Raw genomic sequence first — 13,406 nt, 5'->3', positions numbered from 1 at the left:
CATAATCGTGTAAGCTTCGCTCATTACCGCACTGTCTGTCATCCCCGCTTTCACGGCGATGGCCTTAATCGTCACCGCGCCCGTCACCGGGATCGCGCCGCTATATACCGCACTGGCACTGGTCGGCGTGCTGCCGTCCAGCGTGTAGTGGATCGCTGCTCCGCTAGTTGTGGTGCTCAGCGCCACTGTCGTGCCTGATGCTACTGCGCCTCCCGCCGGATTGGCGGATGGTGCAGCCGCTTGCGCCATAATCGTGTACGCTTCGCTCATTACCGCACTGTCTGTCATCCCCGCTTTCACGGCGATGGCCTTAATCGTCACCGCGCCCGTCACCGGGATCGCCCCGCTATATACCGCGCTGGCACTGGTCGGCGTGCTGCCATCCAGCGTGTAATGGATCGCTGCTCCACTCGTTGTGGTGCTCAGCGCCACTGTCGTTCCTGACGCTACTGCGCCTCCCGCCGGATTGGCGGATGGTGCAGCCACTTGCGCCATAATCGTATACACTTCGCTCATTACCGCACTGTCAGTCATCCCCGCCTTCACGGCGATGGCCTTAATCGTCACCGCGCCCGTCACCGGGATCGCGCCGCTATATACCGCGCTGGCACTGGTTGGCGTGCTGCCGTCCAGCGTGTAGTGGATCGCTGCTCCGCTGGTGGCGGTGCTCAGCGCCACTGTCGTGCCTGACGCTACTGCGCCTCCCGCCGGATTGGCGGATGGTGCAGCCGCTTGCGCCATGATCGTGTACGCTTCGCTCATTACCGCACTGTCCGTCATCCCCGCTTTCACGGCGATGGCCTTAATCGTCACCGCGCCCGTCACCGGGATCGCGCCGCTATATACCGCACTTGCACTGGTCGGCGTGCTGCCGTCCAGCGTGTAGTGAATCGCTGCTCCGCTGGTGGCGGTGCTCAGCGCCACTGTCGTTCCTGACGCTACTGCGCCTCCCGCCGGATTGGCGGATGGTGCAGCCGCTTGTGCCATGATCGTATACACTTCGCTCATTACCGCACTATCCGTCATCCCCGCCTTCACGGCGATGGCCTTAATCGTCACCGCGCCCGTCACCGGGATCGCCCCGCTATACACGGCGCTGGCACTGGTTGGCGTGCTGCCGTCCAGCATGTAGTGGATCGCTGCTCCGCTTGTAGTTGTGCTCAGCGCCACTGTCGTGCCTGACACTACTGCGCCTCCCGCCGGATTGGCGGATGGTGCAACCGCTTGTGCCATGATCGTGTACGCTTCGCTCATTACCGCGCTGTCCGTCATCCCCGCCTTCACGGCGATGGCCTTAATCGTCACCGCGCCCGTCACCGGGATCGCGCCGCTATATACCGCGCTGGCGCTCGTCGGCGTACTGCCGTCCAGCGTGTAGTGGATCGCTGCTCCGCTAGTTGTGGTGCTCAGCGCCACTGTCGTGCCTGAGGCTACTGCGCCTCCGACTGGGCTTGCTGTCGGAGCACCTACCTGCGCCATGGTTCCCGTTGTCGTCATAACCAACTGTGAGTTCCCGGAGAGAACCACTCTGCCATTCGCCTCCACCAGCGAATAGATTGCATTCGGATCAATGGAGGACAAGTCCACACCGGCATCCTGCCAGGTCGAACCGTGATCATCCGTGAAATATACCACCGGAACATTGTTACTGCCATAAGCCAGCATGTAGAGGTTGTTGCCCTTTTGCCCCATCATAGCTGAGGTTGAGTAAAAGGTGGACAAACCCGTCATTGTTGGTGAGCTCCAAGAGGTGAGATCATCACTGGTACGTGAGAACACCTCATAAGTGCTAGAGTTATAACCAGTCAGAACATATTTGCTTCCGTCATACAGAACATTACTCAGGACATCCGTCTGGTTAGGATAAGCTCCTGAACGATTCGTCCAAGTCTCCCCATCCGCCGAAGTCCAAATGCTGGATGCATCTATATTACCTTGGTTATCATAGCCGTACCCCAAGGCAATAAATTGATTATTCGTATATGCAATGGAATACACCGCATCTATCGATTGCGCAGGCAGGGTAGGCTCATGCCAGGTGATACCGTCCGCCGACGTTTTTATTTTGGGAGCTCCCGCACTTGAACCGACCGCAACGAATTTCCCATTCCCAAAAGCAATGTCCGTTATAGCTGTCGAATCATTCAAGCTGCTTTGCAGCGTCCAGGCAGATCCGTCCGTCGAGGTAGCCAGCGTAGTGCTTGTCTGATTGGCCTCGCCAATCGCCACATAGGTGTTATTACCGTATGCCGCCGCCGAGAATCCGGCCACTCTTGAGGACAGTGTTACCTGGTTCCAGTTCGCAAGGTCAGCCGAGTTCCAGATCGCCCCGTCGCTGCCCATTTTCCCAACAGCAATATACTGTGATCCGCTGCCATGAACAATCTCAGTAAAAGCGCCTCCCCATTTATAGCGCCAATCCACCCCATCTGAGGAAACCATCATTCCTTCATTGCCCAAGCGAAAATATTTCCCGTTCAGAAAACGCGGGTTCTGCGTAACAAAATAATTTTTGAACGGCTGCATGGTCCATGTGGTTCCGTTCGTCGATGTGTACACTGCTCCATAGTTTGGAGATTCATAACCGAACAAGTAGACCTTCGTACCATCATAAAACCCGTTAAACATCTGATTGTTGTATTGTGAGGCATTCTGCTTAAAAGGAAGTCCCATCAGCGTATACGTGGAGAGATCCGTAGAGGTCCAGAGATAAGCACTAGGATCTGAAATATAGTAACGGCCGTTCATCCAGGACAGCATGTTGGTACCGGTGGATGGTCCTGCCGCGGTAGAGGGCTGCGTCCAGGTCCAGGTGGAGCCATTAATCGTAGAGTAGATTTTTCCGTTTGATGCCCCTACAGCCAATTTGGTGCCGCTATTCCCTACAGTCACTCTGGTTACGTATGCCGTGGGGTCAAGCCCTGTAGGAACGAGAGCGGTCCAACTGATCCCGTCTGTTGAGGTCAGCAGCTTCCCTTGTGTTGTAGCGTAAAAAGCACTGTTCCCATTAAAAGTGAGAAATTCAACACCCGAAATGCCAAATGTGACATTGGAGGTGCGCTGGGTCCAGTTGTTGCCGTCCGGCGAGGTCAGAATAACCCCTTCACTTCCCGTAACAACAAATAAACCGTTTCCATAAGCTGCCCCGTTAAAAGTAAAAGAATCGGGAGCTGCCACTCCTGCATAGTTAATGTCAGCTTTGGTTTTCACATTCACCCAGGTTTCCGCATCAGCCGATTTGATAATGGCCCCGTAGTAGCCGACTGCGATATACACATTGTTGCCGTAGGCCATACCAGTCATTGCATTTGAAGGCAAGCTGGTATAGCTGGAGGTTGTGAAACTGTCTGGCGCCGGACCCGCAGCATACAGATGTACAGGGCGTAAGCAGAAGAACACTGCCATTCCAAGCAAAAGCACACCAAATAGTGAATAACTCGACCTTTTGGTCCTTATTTTCATAATCGCTGCCTCCAATAATTTAATCGTTCTAAGATGAATGGGCATATAGGCTTTATGGGTTCCATAATTCGACAGCAGGTGGTACAAATCCTTTAATTTTTATATTAAAAAATGATAATAACGAATATTTATTTTATTTTGTTGAATTCTTCCGCAACACTAGCTGCAATTGGATTAAAACAGTAAAGGGATAGAACTCAGCAGCGGACTGCCGGTTCTATCCCTTTTGCAACATATCAACTTATCTTGTCTGGCTTAAGACTATCCATCGCCGACTTATCAACCACGTACGTTCCCGCCATCAGATCATGTATGGCCCGGTTATTCTTGATGAATGCGACGCATAGGCAGTCCACTATAATCACAAAGCCAAAAAATGCATTCAAACCAATCACAAGCGGAAGCCATTCCCCGGCATGAGTGGAAATCGACAGGGTTTTGTACGCACTCAAACTTGCAATGACCGCCAAAAATGAGTTCAGAATATAGAAGCTATCCCGGATCAATGCCTGCTTCACCGAGGGCAGCTGTCCGTCCGCATTTATAATTCTGACCTTCAGGAGCAGCTTTCCGGGCGTCCCGCCATATTTGACCACCATATAAATATTAAATGCGCACAGCAGCGCAAACTGGATAAACAATGGTATCCCCGAATGATAATGTTCTGTCGCCCAGACGAAGAACTTATTCACAACATAGGCCGGAAGAAGAAGCACCAGAACATCTACAATACTGATCAGCACTCTTTTCCAAAATCCTGTGAAGTCCCCTGGAACCAGCTCTTCTTCCACCCTTCGATCCATGTTGTACCTCCAGTGTTAAGATCTGTACGCAGCCAAAATATCCTTTCCTACCTGCTTCGCTTCTTCCAGTGTACTTGCCGGACCTGAAATACTCCCCTCACCGTTCTTAAGGTTATAGCGCTTATCAAGATCGGTTAGCGTAATCCAGAACCGGTCCAGCTTCTTCGCTACAGAAATCACCCCGGTTGTACGTGTAGAGTGATCGGTATCCCATGCCGTCATAACTCCCAGATAATAACCTCCGTTATCCTTCAGCTTTATCTTATAGGTCAAGTCCTGGTCTACAGTAAGCGTTCCGTTCAATGTACTTTTGGAGAACAGGAGGACGCCCCGGGCAACCTTTCCTTTAAAGTGGATAGTCATGCTTTTGATCATGCCGGCTTCATTCGAATAAATAACACTTCCGTATTCCCGCTCCACCTGCTGCGGCCTCATCCAAAGATAGAGCAGCGCAAGTATAATTAGCGTCAGCCCCATTCTTAACCATACTTTTTTATTCATTGTTCCCCCTAGGTTGCTATTCTGGTCTATTGCTTCTGAACTTTAAATGTGAACGTCCATGTGGCCGTGTTGCCGGAATAGCGCCCCCGGTTTTCGACGACGGTCACCTCTATGGCTTTGCTGATGGTTTTGGTTATTGCTGAGGCTTTGACAGAAGCGGTAGCCTTGGCGGATTCCGGAATTTTATCTTGCTCTTCCGCATACGCCTTCAGTTGAACACTTTCTGTGGATTTCAGGTCCAGAACCACGGATGAGCCCTCACCGATCTCTTTATCGTTAATATATGCCGTGGTATACCACTCATTACCCACATGATTGTTTTCAGTCAGCTCCGCACTGACTAAGGTTACTTTAACCTTGATGCTTTTGGATGCCGCCGAAGTGGACTGTACCGGTATGGCCATATTGAACAGGAGCAGCAGCAGTACCATGATTCTGATTCCCTTATTACGCATTTGAGAGTGCCTCCCTCATATTTTAGCTGTATGATTTATACATTTCGCCAAAATATGCCATAACCCTTCACCGCATCTGTATTTTTTTGGTTTTTCTGCTATCTCGTCACCACAGGGTGGAACGGGCAGTTATTGCCGCTCATGGATGGTCCGCCGCAGCTGCACAATCTCGGTCATCAGCTCGCGGTCCTCTTCCACCGTCTCCCTGGTTTCACTGTGCATCAGTTGGGCCAGGCGCAGCTTCATCAGCTGCAGTTCTCCTTCTTGTGATTGCTCTTCCGGTGTAAGCACCCGGCTCCGGTCCTTGGACGAATATTCCTCATAGGTACCCGTGAACTGACGGGGGTTCCCTCCACGCTCCAGTACAAGCAGCCGGTTGGCCACTTTAGCATGCAAATACCGGTCATGCGAGACGATAACCAGCCCGCCGGGATAAGAAGCCAGTGCTTCTTCCACCCGCTCCCGGGTATCGATATCCAAATAGTTGGTCGGCTCATCCAGCACAAAAAGATTGGCACGGCCAAAATACAGCCGCAGGAAGGCAACACGGCATTTCTCACCAAGGCTTAAATCACCGATCCGCTTAAACACATCCTCCCGTGGGAATAAGAAGCAGCCCAGAATGGTCCGCGCCTCCGTCTGCGTCATGCCGGGAAGCTCCAGCAAGCTGTCCAGTAGGGTGGATGACAGGGGCAGATTATCCAGTTCCTGGGCAAAATAACCCACCCGCGTGCGGGGATGCATACGCAATTCGCCACCGTCAGGCTCCAGCAGACCAGCAATCAGCTTCAGCAGCGTGGATTTGCCGGCACCGTTCGGTCCAAGAACAGCAAGACGGTCCCCGCGCCGTAAAGTTAGATTGAAATTTTCCAGCAGCGCAGGAACGCCGCCGTAAGCATAATGAATACCGCTCATCTCAAGTAGCGAATCTCCCCGGAAAACTTCACCTTCCAGCTTCATGCTTAGCTGGGATATGGCACGCGGCAGTTCCACCCGGTTCTGCTCCAGGCGTTCCAGACTCGCTTCCTTGGCATGGAGCCGGGAGACGTTCTTCTTCGCTTGGGCGCGCCGGAAATCGTTCTGGCCGGCGGCAAGGTGGGCCTGCTGGAACCATTCTGCATAACGGCGGATGCTCGCCAGCAGCTTTTCCCTCTCCAGCTCCTGCTTTCTGTACTGCACCGCCAGCGTTCGTGACTCTATCTCCTTCTGCTCCCGGTACTTCGTATATCCTCCCGGATATCGCCGGCAGCCCTGCGGGCTCAGCTCCAGCACTGTCGTTGCCGTCCGGTCAATGAATCTGCGGTCATGGGACACGTAGAATACCGTCCCCGGATAATTCCGTACCCACTCTTCCAGCCAGACCATGGTCTCCTCATCCAGATGGTTCGTCGGCTCATCCAGGATCAGCAGCTTCGGCTGACGGGCCAGCAGCGCGGCTAGTTGAACCCTGGTCTTCTGCCCCCCGCTGAGCTGGCGGTATGGCAGGGTCCACACCTCCGGATTCAGCATCAGCTGGCTAAGGCTTTGTTCTGCCTTGGCCTCCCAGCCATACCCGTCCAATTGCAGATAACGTTCATATACTTCACCGTATTCGGCCACAAGCGCTTCATCGCTGCCGCCAGTCTCTTGAAGCATACGGCCCATCTGCTCCAGCCTGCGCTTAAGGTCATCCACTTCCGGCGAACCGGACAGAACATACTCCAGCGCGCTGACATCTGGCCCAATCTCCAGCTCTTGATCCAGCACTCCCCGCTCCTTCGGGGGCAGACCGTGATAAACGTTGCCCTCCTCGAAGGTGTAACGTCCGAGCAGACCCTGCAGCAGCGTCGTCTTGCCGATCCCGTTGCGTCCGAAGAGCAGCACACGTTCTCTCTCGGCAATTTCAAAAGAGACATCTGCGAACAGGGGAATCCCGTTCCATTCTTTACGTATATGTTTAACCTTGATTATGGTCATATCCATTCCTCCGCTTCCGTAAAAATACAAAAAAACCGCAGCCAGCGGCCTGCGGCAGAGCATGTATGAAGGAGGAGGATGCCATGAAACAACGCTGCAGACATATTGCTCCCTTGTTTCATCGCAAGGCGAACCGTATATTTATCAGCTGCGTTCATCTGAATCAAGCATCGTAAGGTCCCCGATCGACACACGTATCCCCTGACCGTACACCCCGAGCAGCAACGGCTGCGCCGTCCTTACCTGCTTTATTCCAAAGGGTGTCCCGTGGCTTGTGCATAAGCACATCCCTAGTTCATGGTCTTTTGAGAAGGAAACGTGTTAGTTATTCATCGCTTCGGTGAACCTCCGTAATTGTCCGAAATGTAATACTACTTAGATCATATGCAACTCCTCAAGCATAAACAAGGTCAAGAACCTTTATACTTAAAGTTTCCCATTCCGTTATTACATCATTAGCGGCAGGTTCTTCTCTCTATAACTTCAATATATATCCTGAAACTCCTGCCCGTTCGAAGCTGCTGTACATAGAATGGGTTACAAAAAAACACAGCAGGCCTCTGCCCGCTGCGGTCCGGGGATACTATGAAGCTGATCCGTCCTAGAAAGTGACTGTGGCTTCCTGCTTGCTCCACTTGAACGAAAGACCGAACAACTCTGTCAGGCTGCCAAGCGGCAGATAGAGACGGTTATTCACATTTTTGGACGCTATCATAGATAGGGTTTGGCCCTGTACCACGGCTTGTGTGGTCAGCGGTTTATGTGTCACCGTACGTTTTCCTATGGTGATCTCCAGCGCACCGGTTCCAGCTTGCGGCTTCAGCGTACCTCCCAGCAAGGCCACTGTTTCTCTCAACGGAACAAAAACACGCGAATTCTCCAGGATAAGGTCATCCTTAAGCTTCAGCGGTTTACCATTAATGATGAAGGTTCCTGCAAAGGCGGTAACCCCGAGGGAATAGCCGTTATTGGCAGCAATGCTGTCCAGGCTGAGTGATGATGAAATGATCACCACTTTTGTATTCTTGGCAATTTGCGGAAACAGCCAGTGGATGTCTTCATTATGCATACGGATGCACCCGGCACTGACATATTTGCCGATGGACGACTCGTTATTATTGCCATGAATGGCGTACGTTGTTCCCTTTGTGCCGTTCACTTCGAGTCCCAGCCAGCGGTCCCCAAGCGGATTCGCAGGATCTCCTCCGGGAATGTGCTCCTTATAATAAGGCCTGTTTTTGATCTTGACGACAATTTTGAAGCTGCCCTCTGGAGTGAGGCTTTTGCTTTTGCCTGTGGCAACCGGAAACGTCCGGACCAGCTTGCCGCCACTGAAATAGCCTAGCGTATTCGTCTTTTTGTTCACAATAATCAGCTCTGAGGACAATGCAGCCGATGCCGTTGACGCTCCCGGGAAGCTTAATGTTAACAGAAGCACAAATACAAGCGGTAATGTAATACTCCGTTTCAGTGAGAAATAGAAGGATAATTTGTAACGTGAAGCATCTAAATTCTTAAATTTCCAAAAAGCCTTTGGTCTAGCAAATAAACCATGCAGATTCATGCTGCCCCTCCTCCAGGTTATGGGTGATTATGGATACTGTTTTCTAGATAGACGAAAGGAGGCCACAAAAGTTGCTATGCAGCCTGTACCTTTCTTTTGAGCCCGTCCTTCCGGCAGCGAAGGAGTAATTGAGGGAATTGTAGCTGTCCGCTCAAGCAAATCAAGCACATGAATATTCAGTACTTTTCTCAGAGATAATAAGAACGCATGACCAAACTGAAATGCCAAGGAGGCAAAAAATTTTGAATTCCAACATTTCCAGCCAGATCAACCAATGTGAGCAAATTATTCAGCAGCTGGTCTCCCAAACACAACAAGCCAGCCAAAACTATCAACAGCTTCTTCAACAGGAACAGCAAAATGCTGCCAAGCTGGAAGAATTGGCAGACCGTGAACGTAAAGCCAGTCAAATGATTCAGCAGGCCCTGCAGGGTCACCAAACGGCTGTACAACAGCTGCAGCATGTATCCCAACTGGTTAGACAGATGGAACAGAACTCCCAGATTTCCAGCTTCAGCACTGGAATCGGCACAGGGGCTCAAGGATTTAACCCATCTTATAGCCCGGTCTTCCATTCTTCCATGAACCAACAGCCATCACAGGTGCCACATATCCCAATGATGCCTTCCTTCAATTCGCAGCAAATGCATTCGCCAATGTCTCCAAATCAATCCTTTGGTTCATCCATGAATCAGGGCCGCAGCTTCCAGTAATCAACAGCACTTCAATTTCAAAAGGGTTCCTCAGCAGCCTCTCTGTGGCTGACGGGGAACCCTTTCTGTTGTCCGGCTGGCAAGCAGACCGAACCCGTTACTGCTGAATGTTGCATTCATACCACCAGCCGTCCCCGCTTTTCGGCGAGCGTAATCGTCGCTTCCACGCCGGAGTTGAACGCCAGAAAGTCATTTTCGACCCCATCGCTGAAGATGACCCCGTCCTCCGGCATCTGTGAGGTAATCTTCAGCGGGGCCTGGCTGCCGATCTCTCCGAAGACCAGGTCAGCGGAAGTCGTCCGGCTGGGAAAAGGCTCCCGAACCGTAAAGTACAGGTTCGGGTAATCCCAAGGCAGCCGCTCTGCCACCGCGGTGTATACCTCATCCGCTCCGGTTACCGGCTGTCCTGCCGGATGTCCGCCTCTTCCTGCAGCCGGGGCTGTGCGTGCTCCGCTTGCCTTTTGCAGCTGCGCCGCACTGTGAACAATCCCTGCCGCTCCGGCGAGCACGCTTTTGAGCCAGCCGGTGGAGCCCATGCCGGTGGAGACGATAATCCCGCTGGAGGACTGCTGCTCGGTGACACCGTTCAGCTCCAGCTGATAGCGGGCGGACACATGGGTCTTGCGGCCAATGAACAGATCATTGACGCCATACAGGCTCTGTCCGTCGTTGAGCTGCGCTTTGGCAAGCATGACCTCACGCACCTGCCGCTGCCCCCGGAACACCTCCGGCACCAAATGCCGGAGATCCTTGACGGTGAACGGCAGCAACACACCGTCCCAGCGCTGCGGATCGGGATTGACCCCGATCAGCGGCTGCTCGTGAAGGTATTTTAGCGTGTTGGCCACAAGTCCATCCTGCCCCAGCACCACTACGGTATCTTGCTCCCCAAAAATGAAGTTCGGTACATGCTGGCGTTCCAGCAGCTGCACCCGGCCCACCGCGCCCAGCTCGATCACTGCGGTCTCCACCGCCTTGCGATAATAAAAGTCCTCGCTGATATAATCGCTGAAATCCGCTCCCAAGCGTTCAATATAGAACTGCGCCTGCTGAATCGTATTGTAGCGGACCACCAGTTCTTCGAGCCGGGTTTTTCGCTGGATCAGGATGATCTTGTTCTCCGAGCTTCGGGTCCCGCTCATCGTCCCCCGCCTCCTCTTGCAACATTCCCGCCGTTTCCGGTCGAACCGCCCATCAGTCCCTGAAGCAGATCCGGCGAAATGTTCAGCTGCCCAATCTTGCCTGCATTCTCCGCCAGCTCCTGGAAGGCAATTGCAATCAGCTTATCCGGCTTCATGCCTACATTGGTCAGGGCCTGCAGTACACCAGGCGCTACGCCCTGCAGCGAATTCATCACCGCCGACAGCTCATAGGCTTTGGCATCTGCTTCAGCCCGCTGGTTGGCTACGGTCAGCCCGATCAGCTCCTGCTTCTTCTCTTCAAGCGCAGTATCGAAGCTGAGCTGCTCCTCCATCATCGCATTCTGCTTCTGCTTCACCGACCGCTCGGCGTCCAGCTGGGTTTCACGGATCTGTTTTTTCTTCGTCTCGACAGCAATTTCCGTATTCAGCTCATTCTCCTTCACGCGGCGCTCCTGCTCAATGGAAGCATTGCGGCGCTCATAAAGCGCATTATCCGCACTCCGGAGAATCTCTTCCCGGGCCTGTGCCTCCAGAGCGCGCAGCGTTTCCTTATTCGGGACAATGGCCAGAATCGACAGACCCATCAGCTCGATGCCCAGCTTCTCAATCTCCTCATTCCTTCCAATCTCCTGGGTAATGGTCTTTGCCAGACGTTCACTGGACTTAATCGCTTCGCGCAGCGGCAGCTGCTCCAGCTGCTTCTTCGTCAGCACCTTGGCGATATGGATCACACGCTGCGCGAGCTTGCCCGGATCGTCCGAGAGATACGTATTTTTACGCAAATTGTAGGTGTAATTAAGAATCTGTGTAGTCTTGCGGTAGTCGACAATCCGGTAGGTCAGCTGCCCCTGTACGGTCACTGTCTGGTAATCATTCGTAATTTCCTCAAACATGAACGGAACATCAATCGAGGATACCGGAACCACAACAACCGAGGTCGTAGGCGCATAATAATGAAAAGAAAGCCCCACTCCCTCACGCACTACCTTGCCGTTCTTCACCTTAAGCACATAGTCACTGGGCTGGAATTTCACGAATCTGAATCCGAACATAGGGATTACCTCCTGTTAACTCTTTTTGTTATTAACATTTTGTTATTAACAACATTTTAGCACAGGTAGTTGATATTATCAAGTTGTTAATATCAAAGTTATATCGGCCGGTCTCCCTTCAGTGAATTCAGAATCCTGCGTACCGACTGAACCCGCACCGGGTCTACCGGCTTCAGCGGATCTCCGTCTTCCCTTACTGCAGAGCCAAAATGCACCCGGCTTACTCCTGTCTGTGTGATGAACTCACTGAGACCATCGGCGGTTAAGCCGCTGCCCGCAAGGATGGAGACGGAAGAAACAGAAGATAGCTGCTCAAGAAGTGCAATCTGCCCTTTCCCCTCGGGCGCCGTATTCCGTCCTCCGGAAGTCAGAATATCCGTAATCTGAGGGTAGCGCGACAATATCTCCAATGCTGCAAGCTGATTCTCTGCCTCGTCAAAAGCCCGGTGAAACGTAACTTCCATCCCGTCCGCAGCCTGCAGCAGCCGCTTAAGCAGTTCTTCGTCAACTGTCCGGTCAGGACGGAGCATTCCCATGACAAGGGATAATCCGCCTATAGCTGCAATGTGACGGATATCCCGCAGCATCGTCTGCGCATCGGGCTCATCATACCGGAAAGAACGTGCATGCGGGCGCACCATCACCCTTACCGGGAGATTGACGGCTTCCCGCACACCTTCAATCAATCCCAGACTTGGAGTCAGCCCGCCCTCCCGGATGCCGGTAATCAGCTCTATCCGGTCCGCCCCGTTCTTTTCAGCTATAACCGCATCACTCACCGTCGTTGCAATAACTTCCAGTAGCATGTTATATATCCTCTCCTTGCAGCAGTTAAAATTGAATACTTCCATCTTATCGTTATAATGAATTTCATACGATATTTTTTAGGCGGAGGGAATGAACAACGGATGAACCATGAAATTACCATCACACAGCTTGAAGAGTTACAACCGGAGACCCTGCAGCAACTGAACAAACTGATTATAGATGTCGTAGAAGATGGTGCTTCTATCGGATTCCTGCCTCCGCTTGGGGCAGAGGAGGCAGGAACCTATTGGCAGGGGGTCCTGGCCCCTGGCATTCTGCTCTGGGTCGCGATGGAGGGTGAAAGTATTGTTGGCACGGTGCAGCTGCACCCCGTCATCAAGCCGAACGCCCCGCACCGGGCGGAGATCGCCAAGCTGATGGTGCATCCGGGACACCGCCGCAAAGGCATTGCCCGCCTGCTGATGGATTCCGCAGAGCAGGCAGCTGCGGCAAATGGTCGGACATTGTTGGTGCTGGACACACGCGAGGGTGATCCTTCCAACCTGCTCTACCAATCACGCGGATTTGTGGAAGCAGGCAAAATCCCGGATTATGTAATTTCCGGTGATGGGAAAATGTCCGCCACGGTGATTTATTATAAGCATCAGTAGGGCAAGGGTGGGCAAGCGAAGAAAAAGCCATCACTGCCTGCACGGGACTGCCCCCTGTTTGTGAGACAGTGATCAAAACACCTTGCAAGTTTAAGCAGCCAGTCGCCGAAAATCCACCGGCGACTGGTTATTTAGTTTCGCCTGAATCCGAATTGAGTTATAGTAGGTGATGTAGTCTCGAACGGTCTGTTCAACGATTGCAGTCGTTGTACACATAAGATCTTCGAGGTAGAACGTTTCAGACTTTAGGGTGGAATGAAACGACTCAATGGGGGCATTATCAGCGGGCGTTCCTTTACGGGACATGCTCATGGTAATGCCTTTTCCCTTGACTACCGCC

General features: G+C 52.5%; 12 protein-coding genes. 2 read left to right on the top strand and 10 right to left on the bottom strand.

Annotated elements, in window-relative coordinates; genetic code table 11:
- From A3844_RS29590 to A3844_RS29565, 6 genes are all read right to left on the bottom strand, one after another.
- A partial coding sequence (locus tag A3844_RS29590; RefSeq protein ID WP_074109357.1) for a chitobiase/beta-hexosaminidase C-terminal domain-containing protein occupies positions 1-3,462 on the bottom strand: 3,462 nt, incomplete at its 3' end.
- A gap of 236 nt (positions 3,463-3,698) precedes the next feature.
- Positions 3,699-4,265, bottom strand: coding sequence for an RDD family protein (locus tag A3844_RS29585; RefSeq protein WP_074083209.1), 567 nt, complete (start codon positions 4,263-4,265; stop codon positions 3,699-3,701).
- A 15-nt stretch (positions 4,266-4,280) separates the two neighbouring features.
- On the bottom strand, positions 4,281-4,766 hold the full coding sequence (locus A3844_RS29580; protein ID WP_074109356.1) for a hypothetical protein: 486 nt from the start codon (positions 4,764-4,766) through the stop codon (positions 4,281-4,283).
- A gap of 26 nt (positions 4,767-4,792) precedes the next feature.
- Positions 4,793-5,221, bottom strand: coding sequence for a hypothetical protein (locus tag A3844_RS29575; RefSeq protein ID WP_074109355.1), 429 nt, complete (start codon positions 5,219-5,221; stop codon positions 4,793-4,795).
- A 129-nt stretch (positions 5,222-5,350) separates the two neighbouring features.
- Positions 5,351-7,177 (bottom strand): ribosomal protection-like ABC-F family protein, encoded by a 1,827-nt coding sequence (abc-f, locus tag A3844_RS29570; protein WP_074109354.1) that lies wholly within the window; start codon positions 7,175-7,177, stop codon positions 5,351-5,353.
- A 601-nt stretch (positions 7,178-7,778) separates the two neighbouring features.
- The gene (locus A3844_RS29565; RefSeq protein WP_074083204.1) at positions 7,779-8,741 is read right to left on the bottom strand and encodes a L,D-transpeptidase family protein; all 963 of its coding nucleotides are present in this window, start codon (positions 8,739-8,741) and stop codon (positions 7,779-7,781) included.
- A 242-nt stretch (positions 8,742-8,983) separates the two neighbouring features.
- Between A3844_RS29565 and A3844_RS29560 the strand changes: the two genes are divergently transcribed.
- A complete protein-coding gene (locus A3844_RS29560) occupies positions 8,984-9,454 on the top strand; it encodes a hypothetical protein (protein ID WP_244169888.1) in 471 nt (156 codons plus the stop codon).
- A 116-nt stretch (positions 9,455-9,570) separates the two neighbouring features.
- On the opposite strand, the gene A3844_RS29555 is transcribed toward A3844_RS29560, so the two are convergent.
- The 3 genes from A3844_RS29555 to A3844_RS29545 form a co-directional block, all read right to left on the bottom strand.
- Positions 9,571-10,596, bottom strand: a complete 1,026-nt coding sequence (locus A3844_RS29555; protein WP_074109352.1) for an NAD(+)/NADH kinase — start codon at positions 10,594-10,596, stop codon at positions 9,571-9,573.
- Positions 10,593-11,648, bottom strand: coding sequence for an SPFH domain-containing protein (locus A3844_RS29550; protein ID WP_074109351.1), 1,056 nt, complete (start codon positions 11,646-11,648; stop codon positions 10,593-10,595). The genes A3844_RS29555 and A3844_RS29550 overlap by 4 nt, the downstream gene beginning before the upstream one ends.
- A 98-nt stretch (positions 11,649-11,746) precedes the next feature.
- Positions 11,747-12,454, bottom strand: coding sequence for a copper homeostasis protein CutC (locus A3844_RS29545; protein WP_074109350.1), 708 nt, complete (start codon positions 12,452-12,454; stop codon positions 11,747-11,749).
- A 102-nt stretch (positions 12,455-12,556) separates the two neighbouring features.
- Between A3844_RS29545 and A3844_RS29540 the strand changes: the two genes are divergently transcribed.
- Entirely contained in the window at positions 12,557-13,066 is a 510-nt protein-coding gene (locus A3844_RS29540) for a GNAT family N-acetyltransferase (RefSeq protein WP_074109349.1), read from the top strand.
- A gap of 90 nt (positions 13,067-13,156) precedes the next feature.
- Here the strand turns inward: A3844_RS29540 and A3844_RS29535 are convergent.
- On the bottom strand, positions 13,157-13,406 hold a 250-nt coding region (locus tag A3844_RS29535; protein WP_143192169.1), incomplete at its 5' end, for an IS3 family transposase.

Origin of the sequence: Paenibacillus helianthi (assembly GCF_001909055.1) — a bacterium.
Lineage (GTDB): Bacteria > Bacillota > Bacilli > Paenibacillales > Paenibacillaceae > Paenibacillus_AQ > Paenibacillus_AQ helianthi.
This window is presented reverse-complemented; position numbering and strand designations above follow the sequence as displayed.

Excerpts from the sequence above, each read along its gene's own strand:
- A3844_RS29565 (WP_074083204.1), bottom strand. The coding sequence starts at position 8,741 with ATGAATCTGCATGGTTTATTTGCTAGACCAAAGGCTTTTTGGAAATTT.
- A3844_RS29585 (WP_074083209.1), bottom strand. The coding sequence starts at position 4,265 with ATGGATCGAAGGGTGGAAGAAGAGCTGGTTCCAGGGGACTTCACAGGA.
- abc-f (WP_074109354.1), bottom strand. The coding sequence starts at position 7,177 with ATGACCATAATCAAGGTTAAACATATACGTAAAGAATGGAACGGGATT.
- A3844_RS29575 (WP_074109355.1), bottom strand. The coding sequence starts at position 5,221 with ATGCGTAATAAGGGAATCAGAATCATGGTACTGCTGCTGCTCCTGTTC.
- A3844_RS29580 (WP_074109356.1), bottom strand. The coding sequence starts at position 4,766 with ATGAATAAAAAAGTATGGTTAAGAATGGGGCTGACGCTAATTATACTT.
- A3844_RS29555 (WP_074109352.1), bottom strand. The coding sequence starts at position 10,596 with ATGAGCGGGACCCGAAGCTCGGAGAACAAGATCATCCTGATCCAGCGA.
- A3844_RS29550 (WP_074109351.1), bottom strand. The coding sequence starts at position 11,648 with ATGTTCGGATTCAGATTCGTGAAATTCCAGCCCAGTGACTATGTGCTT.
- A3844_RS29540 (WP_074109349.1), top strand. The coding sequence starts at position 12,557 with ATGAACCATGAAATTACCATCACACAGCTTGAAGAGTTACAACCGGAG.
- A3844_RS29545 (WP_074109350.1), bottom strand. The coding sequence starts at position 12,454 with ATGCTACTGGAAGTTATTGCAACGACGGTGAGTGATGCGGTTATAGCT.